Below are 21,943 nucleotides of genomic sequence, written 5' to 3'. Positions count from 1 at the left end.
TGTTTTTAATCGTTAAAACACAATTTCAAAACAATTCAAAGTGTATTTCAACGAAAAAAAACAACCATTAATCGTCAATCATGGTGATAACCTATTCTTAACCCAAGAATAATCCTCATCCATCCTATAATGAATACGATCATGCAATCTATTAGCTCTTCCTTGCCAAAATTCTATTTCAATAGGTTTTACAATAAAGCCTCCCCAAAATTCTGGTCTTGATATCTCTTTACCTTCATATTCTTGCTCTAAATCAATTAATTTCGTTTCTAAAAAATTTCTATTTTCTATAATACTACTCTGTTTAGAAACTATCGCTCCCAATTGACTTCCTCTAGGACGAGATTCAAAATAACCATCACTTAAATTTGAGGCTATTTTCTCGGCTTTACCTTTTATTATAATCTGTCTTTCAGCTCCAGCCCAAAAAAAAGACAAACATACTTTAGGATTGTTTTGTATTGCCATACCTTTTTCACTTTCGTAATTGGTATAAAAAATAAAACCTTCGTACGTGAATTTTTTAAGAAGCACTACTCTATTTTTTGGAAAGCCATTTAAACCAATTGTAGAAATCGTCATGGCATTAGTTTCATCTTCTGGAAAATAAGTATCAACTTCATTAAACCAAGTTCTAAAAAGCTCTATTGGGTTCTCTGGTGTGTCTTCGAGTAATAGTTCGTTTTTCTCGTAAGACCTTCTGTAATTTCCTAAATCTTTTTCCATAGTGCAATTTACAAGAATTAAAAATCATCTTAAAAAAGTTTTAATAAATTAAAAGAGAAAATCGTGTTATTCTGTAAATATTCTAAAATCTATAGAGCTTCATTTTTTAATAAAAAAATAATAGTAACGTGTGCTAAGTCTAACAAACTCATAATTAAACTGATAGAAAAAACATAAAAAAAGCTAATGGATTAGCTCTTAAAACAAATTAAAAACTGGGTAAAATGAGGTTTTAAATTAATATATTTAGGATAAACTAACCAGCTTAAAATGCAATTTGAAAACTCTCAAATAAGTAAACAACTTATTTATACTGTTAAAGAATTACCTTTTGGTAAAATATATTTATTTCCCAAGTTTTTTCTTTCTGAAATAAATTATGGTGTTCACTTAGATTGGAATAAAATAGAAAAAATTATAGAATTAGTCTTTTCTTATTATGGAGTAAATTGTAAAATTGGTTACATCTCCAACAAAGTAAACTCTTATTCCTATGAACCAAACTTATGGAAAAAATTTCACGAAAATTACGATTTTATTATTGCTAGTGTAGCTATATGTTATTCTCAAATAAACTACGTTAATGCAACTATTGAAAAACAGTTTTCTAAGAAAAGTATAAAAAGGACCGATAATATAGAAGATTCTATAAATTGGATTACAAATCTAAAAGAATTTAAGGATTAGCTTAATGAATTCAGCTATGTCTCTGATACAAAAAGGTACACTATACTTTTAAAATTCGAAAACTTTACCATCGTCAGCAAGCTCTACATTTGTAAAATGCTCTTGGGCTTCAGTTTTAAAAAGGTTTAAATCGTCGTATCGTGTAGAATAGTGTCCTAATAACAAAGTACCAACATTGGCTTGTTTTGCTATACTTCCTGCCTCTTTTGCTGTACTATGTTTTGTTTTAGGAGCTAAATGTGCATGCTGCTCTAAAAAGGTAGATTCATGATATAAAACATCTACATCTTTAATAAGTGGTACAATGTCTTCTTTATATGCAGTATCACTACAAAAGGCATAACTTTTGGGTTTTTCTGGAGGAAATGTAACGGTTTCATTTTTTACTAGTTGTCCGTCGTTATTCTCTACATCGAAACCTTGTTTTAACTTTCTATAATAAGCGACATCTATATTTGAATTTAAAACTGCATTCATATCTAGCTTACGATCTCCTTCTTTTTCTTTGAATAAGAAACCGTTAGTATATACTCGATGGTCTAAAGGTATTGTATGCACTTCTACTTTATCATCTTCAAAAATTAACTCTGAAGATTTGCTGGTTAATTCATGAAAATAAAGATTATAATTAGTCCATGAGTTAGCTAATTTCATCTGTAACGTAACTACTTCTTTTAAACCTTTTGGTGCATGAATGTGTAAATCTGTCTCACGTGTTAATAGTCGCATGGTTGATATTAAACCAACAAGACCAAAGAAATGATCACCATGTAAATGCGATATAAAAATGTGTTTAATACGATTAAACTTAATCTTATGCTTACGCAATTGCACTTGGGTACCTTCTCCACAATCTATTAAAAAAACATGATTGTTTATTTCTAATACTTGAGATGTAGGATTAGTAAACGTTCGTGGTGTTGCGCTATAACAACCTAAGATGTTTAATTTCATTAATACAATATAGCTTAAAAATTTTTGACTTTAAGTGAAAATTAAATACCTAAATCACGTTCCATAACTTCCATTTCAATAATATCGAAAGCTTCTTTAACTGTTGGCACTACTATAATTTCTTCTGGAGTTTCGTCTGCACCCATTGCATTTGTAACCACTACAAACGAATGTTTTGCTGCACGGTGCTTTTTTGAAAGACGTAAAAACTCATTAACATTCTCTAAAGTTATTTCTCCCAAAGAAGATAATTTTATAATGATGTTATGTTTTTCAAATTTTGGATATAGTGCTTCTATTTTTTTTACTAATTCTATAATAGTAGCCTTCTCTTGTGTAATTATTGAAGTGTTTTCTTCTTGATCTATTATCATAATTTATTGTTTTATTTTTGAAGCTAATAAATATATTACTGCCATCCTAACTGCTACTCCATTTTCTACTTGATCTAAAATAATAGCTTGCTTAGAATCTGCAACATCACTTGTAATCTCAACACCTCTATTAATTGGTCCGGGATGCATAATAGTTATTTCTTTATCTAAAGAATCTAATAGTGCTTTATTAACTCCAAATTGTTGTGTATATTCTCTTGTTGATGGAAAGTAACTAATGTCCATACGCTCGTTTTGAACACGCAACATATTGGCTACATCACACCATTGTAATGCTTTGCGTAAGTTCGTTTCTACTTTAACGCCTAATTGGTCTATATATTTTGGTAATAATGTTTTTGGTCCGCATACCATAACATTAGCGCCTTGTAATTTTAAAGCATAAATATTAGATAATGCAACACGACTATGTAAAATATCACCAACAATAACTACATTTTTTCCAGCAACATCTCCTAAACGCTCTCTTATTGAGTAAGAATCTAACAAGGCTTGCGTAGGATGCTCATGTGCGCCATCTCCTGCATTAATAATGTTTGCTTTTACATGTTTAGATAAAAATACTCCTGCGCCAGGATTAGGATGTCGCATAACTACCATATCTACTTTCATAGATAAAATATTATTAACTGTATCTATTAGAGTTTCTCCTTTTTTAACTGAAGATTGTCCTGCGGAAAAGTTTATAACATCAGCTGATAAACGTTTTTCGGCTAACTCAAAAGACAGTTTTGTTCTTGTAGAATTTTCAAAAAATAAATTAGCTATTGTAATATCTCTAAGCGATGGCACCTTTTTAATAGGTCGATTAATCACTTTTTTAAAATGATCTGCAGTTTCAAAAATAAGTTGAATATCTTTTTCTTGAAGGTATTTAATTCCTAATAAGTGATTAACACTTAATTCGCTCATAATTTTTTCTTTTGTCAATCCTGCCAAAAAACAGGAATCTATTTCTTTATTCTTTTATTGTGGATTCCTGCGCATACGCAGGAATGACAAATAATATTTATAATTAGAAGTACTTTAACTACTCTACGTATAAAAACATATAGTATAGCAAATTTAATCTAACTTCTTACTAAATAAACGGCATCCTCTCCATCGTTCTCTTTCCAACTTACTTTTACCTTCTCCTCGTTTATAGCATCTACTTGTCTGCCTCTATAATTTGGCTGTATTGGTAAGTGTCTACTAAAACGTCTATCTATTAAAGTAAGTAATTCTATTTCGTTTGGTCGTCCAAAAGATTGTATAGCTGTTAATGCAGAACGAATACTTCGTCCTGTATATAAAACATCGTCTATAAAAACGACATTTTTATCTTCCACAATAAAATCTATTTCGGTAGTATTAGCTTCGTGTATTTTATCTCCACGTCTAAAATCGTCGCGATAAAAAGTAATATCTAAAAGACCTAGTTGTAAGTTTTTAATTTTGTATTCCGTTTTTAGCATTTCGGCTAAACGATTAGCTAAATACTTACCTCTTGGCTGTATGCCTATTAAAACGGTATTAGAAAAATCTTTGTGGTTTTCAATTAATTGGCAAGCCAATCTATGAAGAATGATGTTTATGGCTGTTGCATTAAGTAACACTTTCTGACTCATATTGTTTTCCAAACGTGTGTAGTTACACAAATATAGCGCAAAATTTTAGAAGTATAAAGAGTAATTAATGGTAAAAAAAAAAGCCTCTTGTTTCCAAGAGGCTTTTAATACTATTAAATGGATTCTGTATTCAGTACAGAATTAAAAAACTAATTAAGCTTTTCCGTCCATTTTATCTTTAAGAGCTTGTAAAGCATCATTTGCATCACCTAAAGTTGGTTTAGATTCAGCAGATTGAGAAGCTTGTTTAGCTTGTGCAGCTTTAACATTAGCCATCTCTTCTTCTCTAAAGATTGCAGTATGCGAAGCAACTACTCTCTTAAACTCTTTGTTAAATTCTATAATTTTGAATTCAGCAGAATCTCCTTTCTTAAGTTTCTTACCATCTTCTTTTTCAAGGTGACGAGAAGGAACGAAAGCTACGATATCTTCGTTGAAATCGATAGTTGCACCTTTATCTACAACTTCAGAAATTTCTGCAGTATGTGTAGAACCTAAAGCGAACTCAGTTTCGTATTTATCCCAAGGATTATCAGTTGTTTGTTTGTGACCTAAAGATAATTTACGTCCTTCAACATCTAACTCTAATACTACTACTTCTAAAGTATCACCTACGTTTGTAAACTCAGATGGATGCTTAATTTTCTTAGTCCAAGATAAATCAGAGATATAAATTAATCCGTCGATACCTTCTTCTAATTCAACAAAAACACCAAAGTTTGTAAAGTTACGTACAATACCTTTGTGGTTTGAACCTACTGGATATTTAGTTGTAATATCTGTCCATGGATCTTGCGATAATTGCTTGATACCTAGAGACATTTTACGATCTTCTCTATCTAAAGTTAAGATTTGAGCATCAATCATATCACCAACTTTTACGAAATCGTTAGCCGAACGTAAGTGTGTAGACCAAGACATTTCAGAAACGTGAACTAAACCTTCAACACCTTCTGCAACTTCGATAAATGCACCGTAATCTGCGATTACAACAACTTTACCTTTTACTTTGTCTCCAACTGCTACGCTTTCTCCTAAAGCATCCCAAGGATGTTTAGATAATTGCTTAAGACCTAATTGGATTCTTGATTTGTTCTCATCGAAATCAAGGATTACAACATTTAATTTCTGATCTAACTCAACAATCTCATTTGGATGGTTGATTCTTGACCAAGATAAATCTGTAATATGTACTAATCCATCAACACCACCAAGATCAATAAATACACCGTAAGAAGTAATGTTCTTAACGATACCTTCTAATACTTGACCTTTTTCTAATTGACCGATAATTTCTTTTTTCTGTTCTTCAATATCAGCTTCAATTAAAGCTTTATGAGAAACTACTACGTTTTTGAATTCGTGGTTGATTTTCACAACTTTAAATTCCATAGTTTTATTTACGTACTGGTCGTAATCTCTAATTGGCTTAACGTCAATTTGAGAACCTGGTAAGAATGCTTCGATTCCGAAAACATCTACAATCATACCACCTTTAGTTCTACACTTAACGAAACCATTAACGATTTCACCTGTATCGTGTGCATTGTTTACACGATCCCATGCTTTAATAACACGTGCTTTTCTATGAGATAATACTAATTGTCCTGTTGCGTCTTCACGAACATCGATTAATACTTCTACTTTGTCTCCAACTTTTAAATCTGGATTGTAACGAAATTCGTTTAAAGAAATAACACCTTCAGACTTTGCGTTAATGTCAATAATAACATCACGGTCAGACATGAAAACTACTTCTCCAGTTACAACCTCGTCATCTAATGTGTCAACGAAATTTTCTGATACTAATTTTTCAAATTCTTTTAATTGAGAATCTTCAACTTCATCAATACCTTCTTGGTAGTTGTGCCAGTTGAATTCTTTTAAGAATTTTTCAGGATTTGCTTGTGCTTCAGATACTACTGGAGCTTCTTTTTTTGCAGTTGCTACTTCTTGAGCTTCTACTTCTTTTGCTTTGTCAGCCATTGAAAATAATTCTGCGATGTTTATATTCGTTTCCTCTTTTTTGAGAAATACGTTTACATCGCGTTGTATTCTGTATGTCTTGGAAGATTCTAAAGCACTAACACACAGAAGTGTTATAAATATTTTTGTTTTAATCCCTTTTCATCTTTCCTAGAGGTGCTAAAAAGGAGTGCAAAAATAATACTTTTAAATCATTTTACCTAAGCACATTACAAAAAAAATAAACATGCTATAATTCAATACCTTAAAGATATTAAACAGTCTATTTATAAAGGATATAACACTTGCCTTAATTATGCGTTTTATCGACAAAAAAACACACTTAATCTAATAAATTAATGTGTTATGTTTTTATAGAATTTATATAGAGACTTATTAAATGATTAATTACTATCTTTAGTACTATAAGAATAACACTTAAAAACAAAACAAATATGGTAAGAGCAAAATATCAAGCAGTACTTGATTTAGGCGAGAAATTAAACATTCAAAACGGAGACGTTTCTGAAGCTAATGGTGTATTAACAGTAAAAGGAACTGCTGCTACGCAATATGAAAAGAATTTAATATGGGATGAAATAAAAGCTTCTGGCGGTGAAAGCCCAAGTGATATTGTTGCAGATATAACTGTTGCTGATTCAAGCGTCTTTGCTAGACACACTGTTAAAAGTGGAGAAACTTTAGGAGCTATTGCAAAACAATATTACGGAAGTGCTGGAAAATACAATGCTATTTTTAAAGCAAACACTGATATATTAAAGAACCCAGATGTAATACACCCAGATCAAGAATTAATAATTCCGAATTTATAGGAATTAATAGCGATTTCTTTTGAAAAGCGAGTTAACAATTGTTAGCTCGCTTTTTGTTTTGCATTAATTTGGTTATTTGTCATTCCTGTAAAGGTAGGAATCTATTTTGCTGCGTATTTAACTAAAAATTTATCGATACAATTCTTTATACTTAGAAATTTTGTGAAGGAACTAAGGGCTTTTTTTTATACTGTATACAGCTAAATAATTTTACTCTAAACCTTCAAAAGTTGTTTCTACTAAGTGTAATACTTTTTTAAACTGTTCTTCTAAAGACAAATCGCTATTATTTATTTCTATAGCATCATCTGCCTTACGTAATGGAGAATCTTCTCTATTAGAATCTATATAATCACGTTCTTGTACATTTCTTAAAACATCTTGATAACTTACATCGTCTCCTCTGCCTATTAACTCATCGAAACGACGTGTTGCTCTTTTTTCAGCGGAAGCTATCATAAAAAGTTTTAGCTCTGCATAAGGGAATACTACTGTACCAATATCTCTACCGTCCATAACAACACCTTTATCTTTTCCCATTTGTTGTTGTTGCTTTACCAATTGGTAACGCACTTCTGGTATTGCCGCTACTTTACTTACATAGCTTGAGACCTCTAATGTTCTAATTTCTCTTTCGATGTTTTCGCCATTTAAATAAACCTCAGCGAAACCTAAATCTGGATTAAACTTAAAATTAATGGTTATTTCTCCTAGTTTTTCTACTAATGCATTAACATTAAAATCTTCTTTAGTAATAAAACCATTGCGCATAGTAAATAAGGTTACTGCACGATACATTGCTCCTGTATCTACATAAATGTAACCTAAATGTTTTGCTAGTTGTTTTGCGACTGTACTTTTTCCTGTTGACGAAAAACCGTCTATGGCTATTGTTATTTTTTGCATTAAAATAGAATTCTAATTTATTCTGAATTTGATTCTCTAATATTTCTTGGATAGACCGCTTTAACTATCTCAACCTCTTCAATATTTAAATCTTTATATTCTTTATCAAACTTTTTAATTGACAACTCTTTTCTTAAAGTATTAATTGTAGAAATAATTGAATTTTGGACTTGTATGTACTTTTCGTAAAAAACCTCCAAATCATTTTCAATTACTATATATGATTCCGATTTATTTTGAACCATATAATCTCTAATTTTATTATTTAATACTTCAACTGAAACTTCATTATTATCAATAAAAATCTTGTTTTCTGAATTAATAAATACCTTTATTGATTTCTCTAAGTTAAAGGTTTCTGTTTCCTTATAGTCAATAGATCCTTTTCTTTCTATACCCGAATTAATATCGTTATTAACGATTCCAAAAAAATACAATAAATTTATTTTATATAGATCTAATTCGAAATCTTCTGCCGTTAAAAAAGATAACAAAGAACTCGAATATTGCGTAATAGATATGTTATTTGCAGACATTACCTCATTCATTACACTATCTAATTTTGTTCCTTTAAACTTGTCTAAATCTAACTCCTTTTTTAGTTCCTGACTGCAAATTTGAGCTTCTAATACACTAAGTGTTTCTATTTCTTTAATAGCATTAAAAGAGAATGAAGATAACTTTAAATTATTAATCTCTTTGTTCGACATTTTATTTAAAAGCACAATATAACTTTCTCCAGATGCATCATTTAAAAAATTATTTACAACTAGTTGCTGCTCGAAATCATTTAATATGTTTTTAAAAGCGACACCTCCGTCTTTATAACTATTATACATACAATTCATCATTTCTACCTCTGGTCGAGTATCTTGAGCAAATGATATTGTTAGGCACAATAAAACACCTATGCTTGAAAAAATAAACTTTTTCATAAATTCTGTTTATTGAGTAATATTACTTTAAATCTATTTGTAACCCAAAAAAGTTAGAGTTTGCAGCTGAAGTATATTTAGCATGAGTATAACTAAAACGCATTTTATTAAGTTTTACAGAAAAACCAGCCGATAAACCTGAAAAGTTACGTTGATCTTCTATACGCAATTCTTCGGCACGTCTAAAGTTATAGCCTAAACGAATATTAAAACCTTTACTTGGAAATAGCTCTGCTCCTAGTATTGTGTGTCTTATAACTTGAGATAAAAAACCAACTTTTTCTTGTTCTTGATTACCTTCTAAATCTGTAGTTGCTCTGGCAGGATTAGATTCTCCAATTGGCCATTGCTGTAAATTCTCGAAAGTTAAATGCCAACGTAATGGTACATTTTCTAAAGTTTGAGATAGACCTATATCTATTTCTAAAGGTAAAGATTCTTGCCTACCGGCATAGGTAGTAATTTGCGTTCCAAGGTTTCTAACTACCAAAGTACCTTGAAACTCTAAACGCTCGTCTATATACATAAGTGCCAAATCTGTGGCAACACCAAACGAGTTGTATTGTTCCAAACTAGAGTTAATTAGTTTTATGTTTGCTCCAGCATAAAAATCGCTATAACCTATTTGCTTGGCGTAACCAAAGGACAATGCTATTTCGGAACCCGAGAACTCACTAGTTTCGTTTCCTTCTTCATCATAACCTTCAAAATCACCATAATTAATATATGTAACTCCTGCATGGTAAGTTTGCACACGTCTATCTACTGTGTATGCATAAGCTGCAGTACCGTATTTAATACCTCCTAAATAATTAGTATAATTCAAAGCAAACTGATTATCCATTTCTACATTAATAGTCGCAGGATTATAAAGTGCTTGAGTAACATCCCAATCTACATTGGTAAGTACTTTACCACCTAAAGCGGCTTGCCTTGGAGAGGATACTAAATTTAAAAATTGATAAGTAGATTGACCACCTAATTGCGCAAAGCAAAAGGTGCTAAATAAAATAAAACTAAAAAGAATAATTTTTTTAAGCATAAAGTCGCAAAAGTAATTAAATCTATCTTAAAACGCAGAGTTGTGTTTTTTATTTTAATTTAAGTTCTTGGCCTATGCTAATATTATTATTTTCTAAGTTATTTAGTTCTTTTAATTCTTGAACAGAAAGATTTGATGCTTTTGCAATACGGTATAAAGTATCACCTTTAACTACTGTATAAACTAATACTTCTTTAATTTCAACTGAAGTATTATATCCAATTTTTAGCTTTTGATCTACACTAAGCACATTGGTATTTAGATTATTTATGCTCTTAATTTGAGCCATACTAATTTGATATTTCTTAGAAATAGAATATAAAGTTTCACCCTTACTTACAGTATGTATTGTACCATCGTTAGTTACTATAACATTGGCTTCACTAACTACGGCTACTGTTGTGGGTTCTGTTTGCGTATTAGATTGAGAAGTATAACTACTTGGCGCACCATTTGTAAATGTATAAACTCCAGTTGTAGTATTCATTTTTGCTGGCATACCATCTATAGTAACATCTACAATGTTTTCTTGAGAAAATGCACTAATACTTATTAGGCATAAGCATGCCAATACTATTTTATTCATACTATAAAAAATGTGTTTGATTTTTCTGTAATTGTTCCCACTAACTAAATAACTAACGAAAACTAGAAGATTTAATTTGAATTATTTTTTAGGAGTGACTTTTAATTTCTGACCAATTTTAAGGTTATTATTCTTTAAATTATTCAGCTTCTTTATTCCTTCTACTGTCATATTGTGTTCTTGAGCAATAAACCATAACGAATTACCTTTAGCCACAGTATAGTAAGTTGCTTCACTTTTTTCTTCTTCAGAATCTTTCTCTGTAGCAACTTCTTTAGAAACCTCAACTTGTTTTTCAGTTTTTCTAACCGATGCTATAGCTTGTTTTGCTTTCTCTGCAATAGATATTTCAGTTTTTAAATTCGTCTTTTTTACTTGCTCAATCACTTTTGTAGTTTCAGCTTCTGTAGTTGCAACCTTTTTAGTTTCGGCTACAGATGTATTTACTTTCTCTACTTCTTTTTCAACTGTTTCTTTAATTGAGACTTTTTTAGGCGTTTCTTCCTCTAACTCTGCTTCTAAAGCCAGCATTTCGGCTTTTAGCCTTGCTAATTTCTCTTTTTTAGTTTCTTTCTTTGTTTCAATCTCCTCAACTTCAATAGCAACCTTCTCTTTTATAACTTCAGTTTTAGCTTCTTTTACTTCTTTACTAATTGCTTTAGATAAATCTTCTATAGATTCTTCCTCTCTAGCATCATCAGTATTATCCAACCCAAAAATAGGATTCTTAACACTTGTTTCTACTTTATAAATAGTAGCCGAAGGCTTCTCTTCTGTCTTCTTAGTTTCAATAACTTTACTTTCCACCTCTTCTACAGATGGTGGAGCAGCAAACTGTCCAGGAGATTCACCTGGACGTAACTTTGCTATAATTTGTTCTTCTCCTGCATAACTAATAACCGGACTACTAGATTTAACCAGTACTTTTTTTACAATTTTAAGTTTACTTCCAATTTTTAAATTTGAAGTTGCTTCTTTATTATAATTTTTAAGTTCTGAAACAGTAATACCGTTTTTCCTGGCTACAGCAGATAATGTTTCACCTTTTTTAATAGTATGTATAGAAATATCTGTATAAACAACTCCGCTTGCAGTTGTTTTTAATTGAGCAGGATCTGTTTTTGCATGTTCGCGAAAGGTAAATTCTCCAGTTTTAGTAGACATAAATGCTTCTTTGCCTTCTACTTCAATAGGAAGAAATTCTTCATCAGTCTCTTGAGCAAAAACTCCTAATGATAGTAAACTGAATAAACCAATTGCGATTGCTTTCATTTTTATAATTTTTTAGCGTTTTTAACCTTTTGCTTTGTTAAAGCTAGCTTTAAAACATCTTTCATATCTGTAACATAATGGAAAGTTAAGCCTTTTAAATAATCTTGCTTAATTTCCTCAATGTCTCTTCTGTTCTCCTCACAAAGTAATATTTCTTTAATCCTTGCTCGCTTTGCAGCTAATATTTTTTCTTTAATTCCGCCAACTGGTAAAACTTTCCCACGAAGTGTAATTTCTCCCGTCATTGCAAGACTCTTTTTTACTTTTCGTTGCGTAAATAAAGACACTAAAGAAGTTAACATTGTAACTCCTGCACTTGGACCATCTTTAGGTGTTGCTCCTTCTGGTACATGAATATGCACATTGTACTTATCGAAAACATCTGGATTAATATCAAACTCTTCAGCATTAGCTTTTATGTATTCCATAGCTATTGTTGCAGATTCCTTCATTACTTTACCTAAGTTACCAGTAATAGACATTGAGCCTTTACCTTTAGATAAAATAGATTCTATAAATAAAATATCACCACCTACTCTAGTCCAAGCTAAACCTGTAACTACTCCTGCAACATCGTTATTTTCGTATTTATCACGCTCTAATTTGGGTCCGCCTAAAACTTCAATAACAGTATCGTTAGTTACTTTAAGGTCGTATTCTTCTTCCATTGCAATATTCATGGCTGCATAACGCACCATTTTTGCAATTTGCTTATCTAAACTTCTTACTCCAGACTCTCTTGTATAACCTTCTACAATTTTTTCTATTTGTGGCTTACCAAGCTTTAAGTGCTTATCTTCTAAACCATGCTCTTTAAGTTGCTTTGGTAATAAATGACGTTTACCTATTTCTACTTTTTCTTCAATAGTATAACCGGTTACATTTATAATTTCCATTCTATCTCTTAGTGCAGGTTGTATGCTACCTAAACTATTAGAAGTTGCAATAAATAACACCTTAGATAAATCGTAACCCATTTCTAAGAAATTATCATGAAACTCGCTATTCTGTTCTGGGTCTAAAACCTCTAATAATGCAGACGATGGATCGCCTTGATTAGAATTTGTTAATTTATCTATCTCGTCTAAAACAAATACAGGATTAGATGTTCCGGCCTTTTTTAAAGACTGAATTATACGTCCTGGCATAGCACCAATATACGTTTTTCTATGTCCTCTAATTTCTGCTTCGTCACGTAAACCACCTAAAGACATACGCACGTACTCTCTACCAAGTGCTTCTGCTATAGATTTTCCTAAAGAGGTTTTACCAACTCCTGGAGGTCCGTAAAGACAAAGAATTGGGGATTTCATATCATTACGTAATTTTAATACTGCTAAGTATTCTATAATACGTTTTTTAACATCGTCTAAACCATAGTGGTCTCTATCCAATATCTTTTTAGCACGTTTAAGATCGAATTTATCCTTGCTGAATTCATTCCAAGGTAAATCTAGAAACAAATCTAAATAGTTACGTTGTATTGAGTATTCTGCAACTTGTGGATTCATGCGTTGCATTTTCGATAATTCCTTTTCAAAATGCTCTTTTACTTTATCGTCCCACTTTTTATCTTTAGCACGCAGTTTCATGTCTTCCATCTCCTCTGCATTACCACCACCAAGTTCTTCTTGTATGGTTTTCATTTGCTGATTTAAGAAATACTCACGTTGCTGCTGGTTCATATCACTTTGAACCTTAGACTGGATATCATTTTTTAACTCCAATTTCTGAAGTTCGATATTCATAAACTTTAACGTTTCTAATGCACGTTCTTTAAGATCGTTTATTTCTAAAAGCTTTTGTTTGTCTTCTACGGGCAAATTCATATTAGAAGAAACAAAATTTATTAAAAACGAATCGCTCTCAATATTATTAATAGCAAAAGAAGCTTCACTAGGAATATTTGGACTGTCCTTTATAATTTGAAGCGATAAATCTTTTATAGAATCTGTAATCGCTTGAAATTCTTTATTCTTTTTCGCCGGCTTTGCTTCTGGCACTTCTCTTACCGTAGCATTAATGTATGGCTCTTCTGTAATAACCTCAGCAATACTAAAACGCTTTTTACCTTGAATAATAACTGTTGTGTTACCATCTGGCATTTTAAGCACTTTAAGAATACGTGCAACTGTACCTACTAAATGTATATCTCCAGCTTTTGGGTCTTCTACAGCCTCGTCCTTTTGCGACACTACACCAATAACCTTATTGCCTTTATTAGCATCGTCTATTAACTTAATACTCTTATCTCTTCCTGCTGTAATTGGGATTACAACACCAGGAAATAATACAGTATTACGCAACGATAAGATTGGTAATGTTTCTGGTAATTCTTCTTTGTTTATTTTCTCTTCGTCTTCTGGTGTCATTAATGGAATTAACTCTGAATTCTCATCAAAATCCTGCAATGACAAACTGTCTAGACTAATAAAATTAGATTTCTTCATATGTATATTTACGTCATTATGTCACCAAATAGTAATAGGCTAATAATGCTTTTTTTATAAAATTAGTATTAAAAACAACAAAACACATTGACTATTAGTGCATTAAAAATAATCCAGTGTTTATATCGTTTAGTAAAACTTCAATTAATATGCCAATCTTTTTAGTTAATAATTAATAGTGAGCAGTTAATAGTTTTCTTACTCATATCTTTAAAATTTATTATCTGTGATTAATCACAACTTAGTAAACAACTATTAACTTGTAGATTTTTAAAAAAAAATTACATAAACTGTAACAAACTCATTTAACTTATATCTTTACTACAACAAACCATTAGAATTGACATTAACCAACCACAATATCGAACAGCTCGTGGAGCTTTGTAAAACCGACAACCAATTTGCGCAATTGGAACTGTACAACAGGTACTACAAAGCCATGTACAACACTGCCTACCGTATTGTAAAAAATAGTTTTGAAGCCGAAGACGTTATGCAAGATGCTTTTTTATTAGCGTTTTCTAAACTCGATACTTTAAAGGAGATTAAAACCTTTGGAGCTTGGCTTAAACGAATAGTAATTAACAAAAGTATTTACCATTATAATAAGAGTACTAAGTTTGATGAAGTGCCTTTAGACGATGTACTTTATAAAGTTGAAGATACCGATGGCATAGCAGAAGATTACGAGTTTACTAACGTACAAGCTAAACAAGTAATAGAAACCATGAAAACCTTGAAAGAGAATTATCGTGTGGCTTTAACGCTTCATTTAATAGAAGGCTTTGATTACGATGAGATAAGTGATATTATGAGAATATCTAGCGCTAATTGTCGTACAACCATTTCAAGAGCAAAAGAAAGTTTAAGAAAAAAAATGCAAGCCTTAGTAGGCTAAAAAAGAATACTGTTTTCGCTTACGCGGAAATAATAAAAAATAGTAATAAATGAAAAACGATAATATAAATCAGCTTTTCGAAAAAATCCAACACGATTTTGATGTTGAAGTGCCAAACCATGGTCACCAAAATAGATTTTTAGAAAAACTAAAAGCACAACAGCAATCGCAAGATATTGTTGTAACAAAATCAAATAGAAATTTATGGAAACCATTTCTAGGTATTGCAGCTTCAGTTCTATTGCTAGTCTCTTTAGCTTTTAATTTTAATGCAAAAACTAAAACTCAAGATTTAGCAAGTGTATCTCCTGAAATGGCAAATACTCAAAATTTCTTTACTTCAGTTATTGCCGAAGAATTAGAAAAAATAGATAGCGAGCGTACTCCAGAAACCGAAGCACTTATAAAAGATGCTATGACGCAAATGGAAACATTAGAAACACAATACAAACAATTAAAATTAGACTTAACAGAAAGCGGAAACGATAAGCGTGTAATCCATGCCATGATCGATAATTTCTGGAATAGAATTAACATTCTAAAATCTGTAGTAGAAAACATAGAAGGTATAAAAACATTTAAATTAAACAACGATGAAACAAGTATTACACTATAAATTATTCACCATTTTACTCATGCTTCCTCTAGTGTTAATGGCTAGTAATGGTAATGATAGAGATGGTAAATACAAAAAGGAAAAGACCATTACAAAAACATTTAATGTTAACGATAATGCGACTTTAAAAGTAGATAATAGCTATGGAAATATAGATGTTGTTACCTGGGATGGTAACACTATAGATTTTGAAATAGTAATTACCACTACTGGCAACGACGAGGACAAAGTACAACAAAAATTAGATGGTATTACCGTAGACTTCTCTGGGTCTCAAGATTTAGTTACTGCTATTACAAACTTTAGTAAAAACAAGAGTAAATCTTGGTGGAGCTGGACAAATAGTAATACTGTACAAATGAAAATTAATTATTTAATTAAAATACCAATTACCAATAACGTAAACTTAAGTAACGATTATGGTAATATTAATTTAGGTACGCTTCAAGGTCGTGCAGAATTAAGTTGCGACTATGGTAAGATTACTACCAAAGAGTTGTTATCAGATAATAATAATATTAGTTTCGATTACTCTAACAACTGTTATTTCGAGTTTATTAAAGGTGGTAAAATTGATGCTGATTATAGTGGTTTCACTGTCTCTAAAGCTAATACCTTAGAAATTATTGCAGACTACACAAAATCTAAAGTAGAAGTTGCCGAAAACATAACATACAATTGCGATTACGGAGGTATTACTGTAGATAAAGTAAACAACCTAAAAGGTAATGGAGATTATTTAACTGTTTTAATTGGTGATGTATATAAGAACTTAGACATCTATGCAGATTATGGTTCTATTAAAATTACAAAGCTGCAAAAGAGCGTTAAAAACGTTTCTATAAATAGTGACTACGTAGGTATAAAAATTGGTTACGACTCACAATTAGCTTTCGATTTTGATATAGAATTAGAATACGGTTCTTTAAAAGATAGTGACGATAGTTTCAACTTTGTAAAAAAACGTATAGAGTCTTCAGATCGTTACTATACAGGTTACCAAAAAACACAAAACTCTGGAAGTTTAGTAAAAATAAACTCAGAATACGGTAGCGTTACTTTTTATCAGAATTAAAAATAAAAAAATCAATCAAAATAATCATTTAAAAAAACACTCATGAAAACATCAAAAAACACGCTATTAATAGCTATCGCATTACTAAGTTTCTCTTTTGCTCAAGCACAACTTTGGGGAAGTAAAAAAATAAAAGGAAACGGAAATGTAACTACTATTACAAGATCTACATCGGACTACGATGCCATTAAATGTGCAGGGTGGATGGACTTTGTTTTAGTTAAAGGAAAAGAAGGTGAAATTAAAATTGAAGGCGAAAGCAACTTACTAGAATATATTATTACTGAAGTTGAAGGTAATACACTTAAAATTAAAACTGAAAACAACATTAATTTAAAAACAAGCTTTAACAAGACTATTACCATAACAATTCCTTTTAAAGATATAGACTATGTAAGTTTATCTGGTTCTGGAGATATTATTAATAAAGATAAAATTACTACTAATAACTTTACAGCAAAAGTTTCTGGCTCTGGAGATGTTGTTTTAGACGTAGAAGCAAACGATATTAATGCCTCTGTAACTGGTTCTGGAGATTTAACCTTAAATGGTAAAACTAAAGACTTAAAAGCTAGTGTAACTGGTTCTGGTGATTTCCATGGTTATAATTTAGATGCCATAGATGTAGACGCTAAAGTTACAGGTTCTGGAGATGTAGAAATTGTATGTAATGGCGATTTAAATGCTAGAGTTATTGGTTCTGGTGATATTGAGTATAAAGGAAATCCTAAACATGAAGATACTAAGGTAACTGGTTCTGGAAGTATTGGAAATTAGTTAAGATGTATAAAATATTTTTTTGATTATTCTACTCTTATGCATTCAGTGTATTCATAAGATAGTTGCTCTCCATTTTGACACAAATCGTTATCTTCAAAATAACCAAACTTAAGTGTATTATTTGTTAGTTCAAATAGAATTGGAGTATTAGTTTCTCCATCTATAACTACAGTAAGATTTGTACCATTCAACCCCCATGTACCATTGGCATTTAAATACTCTATACAATTACCTGTATCATCGCTATATTCACTTGTGCTATACACTCCATTAGAAAGAAAAGTTAACCTAGACAATTGTCCACAAGTACTAACATCATATACTTCTTCAAAACCTGAAGAACAAACATTAACGACCTTAATTGGTTTCCAAATCCCAACTATTGTTTCTTCTTGAGAGTTACAATCTCCTAAACCATCTATAGTTGCTTGAATAGAACCATCTGCATCCCCACAAATTTCGATTTGTTCTTGTAATGCTAATACGTATGCATTACAAAATTGTGCATATAAATCGCTTGTAGTATTATTTAAATTCACTTCAGCAATACCAGAGTTTGCAATTGCAGACTCACAAGTGTATGGATCTAATGGCTCACTACAATCTCCTAAAGTTCCTAATAGCGCTTGATAACTACCTGTTGGATCTCCACAATTATCAATAAGACCTTGTAAAGATGCTGCGTAATCTGCACACAAAGGTGGGTAAGTAGCCTCGTTACCATCCCAACTACCAAAATTTGTAATTGCGGTGATATAAGCTTGAGTTGCTGCTAAACAATCTAAATTTGAAGTTTCTTCTTGAGGTACTAAATCTGGGTCTATGGGTTCGTTATCACATGTAAATAAAAACATTGATAAGAATAACATTAAAAAATGAATGGCTGGTTTTTTCATAATAAACTATTTATATCACAAACATAAGAAATATTCTATTAATCTGTATAGGCTTATTTAACAGCTACAAAGCACTTCAATTAAATATAAAATCATAAAAAAAGCCACTATTTCTATATTAGAAATAGTGGCTTAATATTATATAAATTGTAATTAATTTAATACAAAAGTATCTAATTCTTGTAGTGTGTTAGATATAATATTATCTGCGTTATCACTTATAAAACCTTCGGTTTTAATTATACCAACATCTTTGGCGAAATAGTAATAGTATAAAGAGTTAGTCGTTTGATCTGGCGCAGCAGCAGTATATGTCTCTTGCGTATATTTAACCTTAATCACTTCTGTATATACATTTCCATTTACAGTTACAGAAATATCTTTTTCTTCAACCTCTAACGTATTAATAATATTATTAGTTATAGATGGTAAGTCTGGAAAAGTCTCATTATTAGAGATAAATGAAGTAACTGTTTGAACATTACTAGTCCAAGATGTACCAACAGCAACATAATCTTTAAGAATTATTAAACTATAACCTGTTTGAGATAACTCAAAAGCGCCATCTAAGTAACTAGCAGATAAATCTCCAACAGTAACAATATAATCGCCACCATTTTTTCTTGCATAAGTATCAATATCTAAATCATCAAATTGAGTCCCATCTGTACCCGTAGCAGATGGTAAATACTGATTGAATCTAAAAACAGGTTCTCCCTGATAAACCTCTGTCGAACCAATACTCATATCATAATTTTCTTGAGCAACATTATCAACATAATAATTATACGACCATTCATTATTTACAGCTAAAGGCCAATAATCTCCGGTAGAATCACCTCCTGGCTCTTCAATAATGTCTGGATTAAAAATTCCTTCTTCCGAGTCCGATAAAAACTCTGAATCTAAAGGCTCATTATCACAAGAATAAAAAGTGGTAAATAGAATAGAAAGAACAAAAACTGAGGCTAACTTAAATTTCTTCATTTATAATATATTAAATTGTTGGTTACGCAAATATAAGGAACGAAAACTTATTTCGAGACCTCTTCTTCTTTAGGGACTCTAAAAAGTAATATAATACCCATTAAAAAGAAAATGAATAAAAATAAAATTGCATTTCTCATGCTACCCGTTATTTGGTCTATGGTTGCAAAAATCACCATTCCAATAACAATTCCTATTTTTTCGGCAACATCATAAAAACTAAAATATGATGTTGTATCATCAGTTTCAGGTAAAAATTTTGAATAAGTTGATCGTGCTAAACTTTGTATTCCTCCCATTACCATTCCTACAAAACCAGCAGCAAAGTAAAATTGTATTGGCGTTTTCATTGTGTACGCATAAAAACATAAACCCATCCAAATAATATTTACAGCAATTAATGTTTTAATATTTCCAAATTTCGATGAAGCTCTAGAAGTTAAAAATGCGCCAAGAATTGCTACTAATTGTATTACCAAAATACTAATTATTAATCCTGTAGTTTTTTCGCTATTATTTGCCCAAGCTATTTCTTCTTCTCCAAAATATACAGCAACTAACATAATGGTTTGTACAGCCATACTAAATACAAAAAATGCAATTAAATAGCGTTTTAATCTTAAATTTTGTTTCAATTCTTGCCAAACGACTCTTAACTCTTTTAAACCATTAAAAACAACAGATTTTGTTACTTTATGACCAGACGAAACACCTTTTGGTAACACATAAAAAGTATATTGACTAAATAACATCCACCATATACCAACCATTACAAAAGAGTAGCGCATCATTTGCATTTTAGCAGCACCATCGTCTTGACTCATTACCATTGCTAGATTAACAACTAACAATAAAACACTACCAACATAACCTAACGAAAAGCCTTTTGCACTTATAGCATCTTGTTGCTCTGGAAAAGCAATATCTGGTAAATACGAATTGTAGAAAACTAAACTTCCCCAATACCCAATTAGTCCCATAAAATAAAATAAGAGACTTAAATGAATATTTTCAATACTAAACCAATATAACCCAATACAACCTGCACTTCCAACATAGCAAAAGAATTTCATAAAAGTCTTTTTATTACCTACATAATCTGCAATACCAGATAAAATAGGAGAAGTAAAAGCGACAATTAAAAAAGTAAAAGCTGTAACATAGGTTATTAGTGCTGTACTTTTAAAAACCATCCCAAAAGCTTCAATATGTTTAACTTCGGAAATAAATAATGCCGAATAAAAAATTGGAAATATAGAAGAGGCAATAGTTAATGTATAAACAGAATTTGCCCAATCGAAAAATGCCCAAGCATTTAATAATTTCTTATCTCCTTTTTGTAATTTTTCCATAAAAAAAGCCACTCTGTTTTTTAGAGTGGCTTCGAAAATAAGAATTTATATTTTATTAGTAAGGTGTAACTGGTCTAAAAGATTTTACACCGTATTTTTTAGCTTCGGTTTTTGCCGTAGGCGCTAATGCTTCTAAATTAGCAATACGTGTTGTTGTTGCTGGATGCGTACTCATAAATTCTGGCGGTGCTTCTCCTCCAGCAGCTCCCATACGTCTCCATAAATTTGCAGCTTCGTCTGGATTATAACCAGCAATTGCGGTAAGTATTAAACCTATTCTATCGGCTTCTGTCTCATGACTTCTACTAAAAGGTAACATACCTCCTACTTGCGAACCTATACCATAAGCTTGATTAAAGATAGCTCTATTTTGTTCGTCTTGAATAGCAATATTTCCTGCTACAGCTCCTAATTGTTGTAACATTCCTGCACTCATACGTTGTTGTCCGTGGTTTGCTAAAGCATGTGCCACCTCATGACCCATAATAGCAGCAACAGCAGCTTCGTTTTGTGCTACAGGTAAAATTCCTGTATAAAAAACAATTTTACCACCTGGCATACACCAAGCGTTAATAGTTTCGTCTTTAACTAAATTGTATTCCCATTTATAATCATTTAAATACCCTTGATTACCATTAGCAGTTAACCAACGTTCTGCTGCTACAGCAATGCGTTGTCCTACTCTAGTAATCATTTCGGCTTCTTTAGTACCAGTAATTACATTGTTTTCATTTAAAAACTGACTGTATTGTGCAAAAGCAGTTGGAAATAATGAGCTATTCTCTGTCCCAGGCAATGCCATCGTTTTCTTTCCTGTAAAAGGATTTGTTGCACATGAGAAAAAAAGTAGCAATGCAAATGCTAAGGTTACACTCGATTTAAGTTTCATTATTTGTTGTTTTTATTAATATAAAACCAATTTACAAAAAGTTGTGTAAATATAGTGGTACTAGCACCCTAAATAGTAGGTGCTTATTC

22 protein-coding genes are annotated in these 21,943 nt (G+C 31.2%); 6 read left to right on the top strand and 16 right to left on the bottom strand.

Annotated features, from left to right (window positions below; translation table 11 throughout):
* Positions 1–78: 78 nt before the first annotated feature.
* Positions 79–726 (bottom strand): pyridoxamine 5'-phosphate oxidase, encoded by a 648-nt coding sequence (gene pdxH, locus ASC41_RS16510; protein WP_055437753.1) that lies wholly within the window; start codon positions 724–726, stop codon positions 79–81.
* A 270-nt stretch (positions 727–996) separates the two neighbouring features.
* Between pdxH and ASC41_RS16505 the strand changes: the two genes are divergently transcribed.
* Positions 997–1,413, top strand: a complete 417-nt coding sequence (locus ASC41_RS16505) for a hypothetical protein (protein WP_055437752.1) — start codon at positions 997–999, stop codon at positions 1,411–1,413.
* A 48-nt stretch (positions 1,414–1,461) separates the two neighbouring features.
* On the opposite strand, the gene ASC41_RS16500 is transcribed toward ASC41_RS16505, so the two are convergent.
* The 5 genes from ASC41_RS16500 to rpsA all read right to left on the bottom strand — a co-directional run bounded on the left by ASC41_RS16500 (position 1,462) and on the right by rpsA (position 6,358).
* Positions 1,462–2,367, bottom strand: a complete 906-nt coding sequence (locus tag ASC41_RS16500) for a ribonuclease Z (protein WP_055437751.1) — start codon at positions 2,365–2,367, stop codon at positions 1,462–1,464.
* Positions 2,368–2,408: 41 nt separating this feature from the next.
* Positions 2,409–2,741, bottom strand: coding sequence for a hypothetical protein (locus tag ASC41_RS16495; protein WP_055437750.1), 333 nt, complete (start codon positions 2,739–2,741; stop codon positions 2,409–2,411).
* Between the two features lie 3 nt (positions 2,742–2,744).
* Positions 2,745–3,674, bottom strand: coding sequence for an aspartate carbamoyltransferase catalytic subunit (locus ASC41_RS16490; protein WP_055437749.1), 930 nt, complete (start codon positions 3,672–3,674; stop codon positions 2,745–2,747).
* A 158-nt stretch (positions 3,675–3,832) separates the two neighbouring features.
* Positions 3,833–4,372, bottom strand: coding sequence for a bifunctional pyr operon transcriptional regulator/uracil phosphoribosyltransferase PyrR (pyrR, locus tag ASC41_RS16485; RefSeq protein WP_055437748.1), 540 nt, complete (start codon positions 4,370–4,372; stop codon positions 3,833–3,835).
* A 153-nt stretch (positions 4,373–4,525) separates the two neighbouring features.
* Complete coding sequence (rpsA, locus tag ASC41_RS16480) at positions 4,526–6,358, bottom strand: 30S ribosomal protein S1 (protein ID WP_055437747.1); 1,833 nt, start codon at positions 6,356–6,358, stop codon at positions 4,526–4,528.
* A 434-nt stretch (positions 6,359–6,792) separates the two neighbouring features.
* Here rpsA and ASC41_RS16475 point away from each other — a divergent pair, with 434 nt between their 5' ends.
* Positions 6,793–7,170, top strand: a complete 378-nt coding sequence (locus tag ASC41_RS16475) for a LysM peptidoglycan-binding domain-containing protein (protein ID WP_055437746.1) — start codon at positions 6,793–6,795, stop codon at positions 7,168–7,170.
* A 210-nt stretch (positions 7,171–7,380) separates the two neighbouring features.
* Here ASC41_RS16475 and cmk read toward each other — a convergent pair whose 3' ends face one another.
* From cmk to lon, 6 genes are all read right to left on the bottom strand, one after another.
* Complete coding sequence (gene cmk / locus ASC41_RS16470) at positions 7,381–8,076, bottom strand: (d)CMP kinase (protein WP_055437745.1); 696 nt, start codon at positions 8,074–8,076, stop codon at positions 7,381–7,383.
* A gap of 17 nt (positions 8,077–8,093) precedes the next feature.
* Positions 8,094–9,011 (bottom strand): ExbD/TolR family protein, encoded by a 918-nt coding sequence (locus ASC41_RS16465; RefSeq protein WP_152971511.1) that lies wholly within the window; start codon positions 9,009–9,011, stop codon positions 8,094–8,096.
* 22 nt (positions 9,012–9,033) lie between these two features.
* A complete protein-coding gene (porQ, locus tag ASC41_RS16460) occupies positions 9,034–10,053 on the bottom strand; it encodes a type IX secretion system protein PorQ (RefSeq protein WP_055437743.1) in 1,020 nt (339 codons plus the stop codon).
* A 49-nt stretch (positions 10,054–10,102) separates the two neighbouring features.
* Complete coding sequence (locus tag ASC41_RS16455) at positions 10,103–10,639, bottom strand: LysM peptidoglycan-binding domain-containing protein (RefSeq protein ID WP_055437742.1); 537 nt, start codon at positions 10,637–10,639, stop codon at positions 10,103–10,105.
* Positions 10,640–10,720: 81 nt separating this feature from the next.
* Entirely contained in the window at positions 10,721–11,911 is a 1,191-nt protein-coding gene (locus ASC41_RS16450) for a LysM peptidoglycan-binding domain-containing protein (RefSeq protein ID WP_055437741.1), read from the bottom strand.
* Positions 11,912–11,913: 2 nt separating this feature from the next.
* Positions 11,914–14,361 carry an endopeptidase La gene (lon, locus tag ASC41_RS16445; protein ID WP_055437740.1) on the bottom strand — a complete coding sequence of 816 codons (2,448 nt, stop codon included), beginning with the start codon at positions 14,359–14,361 and terminating at the stop codon, positions 11,914–11,916.
* Between the two features lie 340 nt (positions 14,362–14,701).
* On the opposite strand from lon, the gene ASC41_RS16440 reads away from it, so the two are divergent.
* Genes ASC41_RS16440 through ASC41_RS16425 form a run of 4 tightly spaced genes read left to right on the top strand, consistent with a single transcriptional unit; the run spans position 14,702 to position 17,727 of the window.
* Positions 14,702–15,259, top strand: coding sequence for an RNA polymerase sigma factor (locus ASC41_RS16440; RefSeq protein ID WP_055437739.1), 558 nt, complete (start codon positions 14,702–14,704; stop codon positions 15,257–15,259).
* A 49-nt stretch (positions 15,260–15,308) separates the two neighbouring features.
* The gene (locus tag ASC41_RS16435; protein WP_055437738.1) at positions 15,309–15,875 is read left to right on the top strand and encodes a hypothetical protein; all 567 of its coding nucleotides are present in this window, start codon (positions 15,309–15,311) and stop codon (positions 15,873–15,875) included.
* Positions 15,853–16,950, top strand: coding sequence for a hypothetical protein (locus ASC41_RS16430; RefSeq protein ID WP_055437737.1), 1,098 nt, complete (start codon positions 15,853–15,855; stop codon positions 16,948–16,950). Before ASC41_RS16435 ends, ASC41_RS16430 begins: the two co-directional genes overlap by 23 nt.
* Before the next feature lie 42 nt (positions 16,951–16,992).
* On the top strand, positions 16,993–17,727 hold the full coding sequence (locus tag ASC41_RS16425; RefSeq protein ID WP_055437736.1) for a head GIN domain-containing protein: 735 nt from the start codon (positions 16,993–16,995) through the stop codon (positions 17,725–17,727).
* A gap of 26 nt (positions 17,728–17,753) precedes the next feature.
* Here the strand turns inward: ASC41_RS16425 and ASC41_RS16420 are convergent, their stop codons facing one another.
* From ASC41_RS16420 to ASC41_RS16405, 4 genes are all read right to left on the bottom strand, one after another.
* Positions 17,754–18,626, bottom strand: a complete 873-nt coding sequence (locus ASC41_RS16420; RefSeq protein ID WP_055437735.1) for a lipocalin-like domain-containing protein — start codon at positions 18,624–18,626, stop codon at positions 17,754–17,756.
* Between the two features lie 153 nt (positions 18,627–18,779).
* Positions 18,780–19,613 (bottom strand): hypothetical protein, encoded by an 834-nt coding sequence (locus tag ASC41_RS16415; RefSeq protein ID WP_055437734.1) that lies wholly within the window; start codon positions 19,611–19,613, stop codon positions 18,780–18,782.
* Between the two features lie 47 nt (positions 19,614–19,660).
* Positions 19,661–20,965: an MFS transporter gene (locus tag ASC41_RS16410; RefSeq protein ID WP_055437733.1), complete on the bottom strand. Its 1,305-nt coding sequence runs from the start codon at positions 20,963–20,965 to the stop codon at positions 19,661–19,663.
* A 55-nt stretch (positions 20,966–21,020) separates the two neighbouring features.
* Positions 21,021–21,854: a M48 family metallopeptidase gene (locus tag ASC41_RS16405; protein WP_055437732.1), complete on the bottom strand. Its 834-nt coding sequence runs from the start codon at positions 21,852–21,854 to the stop codon at positions 21,021–21,023.
* Positions 21,855–21,943: the final 89 nt, after the last annotated feature.

This window comes from Lacinutrix algicola, assembly GCF_001418085.1.
GTDB lineage: Bacteria > Bacteroidota > Bacteroidia > Flavobacteriales > Flavobacteriaceae > Lacinutrix > Lacinutrix algicola.
The sequence above is the reverse complement of the archived record's forward strand: the minus strand, read 5'-3'. Positions and strand labels throughout refer to the sequence as shown.

Coding starts and splice junctions, on each gene's coding strand:
- pdxH (WP_055437753.1), bottom strand. CDS start 726: ATGGAAAAAGATTTAGGAAATTACAGAAGGTCTTACGAGAAAAACGAA.
- ASC41_RS16505 (WP_055437752.1), top strand. CDS start 997: ATGCAATTTGAAAACTCTCAAATAAGTAAACAACTTATTTATACTGTT.
- ASC41_RS16500 (WP_055437751.1), bottom strand. CDS start 2,367: ATGAAATTAAACATCTTAGGTTGTTATAGCGCAACACCACGAACGTTT.
- ASC41_RS16495 (WP_055437750.1), bottom strand. CDS start 2,741: ATGATAATAGATCAAGAAGAAAACACTTCAATAATTACACAAGAGAAG.
- ASC41_RS16490 (WP_055437749.1), bottom strand. CDS start 3,674: ATGAGCGAATTAAGTGTTAATCACTTATTAGGAATTAAATACCTTCAA.
- pyrR (WP_055437748.1), bottom strand. CDS start 4,372: ATGAGTCAGAAAGTGTTACTTAATGCAACAGCCATAAACATCATTCTT.
- rpsA (WP_055437747.1), bottom strand. CDS start 6,358: ATGGCTGACAAAGCAAAAGAAGTAGAAGCTCAAGAAGTAGCAACTGCA.
- ASC41_RS16475 (WP_055437746.1), top strand. CDS start 6,793: ATGGTAAGAGCAAAATATCAAGCAGTACTTGATTTAGGCGAGAAATTA.
- cmk (WP_055437745.1), bottom strand. CDS start 8,076: ATGCAAAAAATAACAATAGCCATAGACGGTTTTTCGTCAACAGGAAAA.
- ASC41_RS16465 (WP_152971511.1), bottom strand. CDS start 9,011: ATGAAAAAGTTTATTTTTTCAAGCATAGGTGTTTTATTGTGCCTAACA.
- porQ (WP_055437743.1), bottom strand. CDS start 10,053: ATGCTTAAAAAAATTATTCTTTTTAGTTTTATTTTATTTAGCACCTTT.
- ASC41_RS16455 (WP_055437742.1), bottom strand. CDS start 10,639: ATGAATAAAATAGTATTGGCATGCTTATGCCTAATAAGTATTAGTGCA.
- ASC41_RS16450 (WP_055437741.1), bottom strand. CDS start 11,911: ATGAAAGCAATCGCAATTGGTTTATTCAGTTTACTATCATTAGGAGTT.
- lon (WP_055437740.1), bottom strand. CDS start 14,361: ATGAAGAAATCTAATTTTATTAGTCTAGACAGTTTGTCATTGCAGGAT.
- ASC41_RS16435 (WP_055437738.1), top strand. CDS start 15,309: ATGAAAAACGATAATATAAATCAGCTTTTCGAAAAAATCCAACACGAT.
- ASC41_RS16430 (WP_055437737.1), top strand. CDS start 15,853: ATGAAACAAGTATTACACTATAAATTATTCACCATTTTACTCATGCTT.
- ASC41_RS16425 (WP_055437736.1), top strand. CDS start 16,993: ATGAAAACATCAAAAAACACGCTATTAATAGCTATCGCATTACTAAGT.
- ASC41_RS16420 (WP_055437735.1), bottom strand. CDS start 18,626: ATGAAAAAACCAGCCATTCATTTTTTAATGTTATTCTTATCAATGTTT.
- ASC41_RS16415 (WP_055437734.1), bottom strand. CDS start 19,613: ATGAAGAAATTTAAGTTAGCCTCAGTTTTTGTTCTTTCTATTCTATTT.
- ASC41_RS16410 (WP_055437733.1), bottom strand. CDS start 20,965: ATGGAAAAATTACAAAAAGGAGATAAGAAATTATTAAATGCTTGGGCA.
- ASC41_RS16405 (WP_055437732.1), bottom strand. CDS start 21,854: ATGAAACTTAAATCGAGTGTAACCTTAGCATTTGCATTGCTACTTTTT.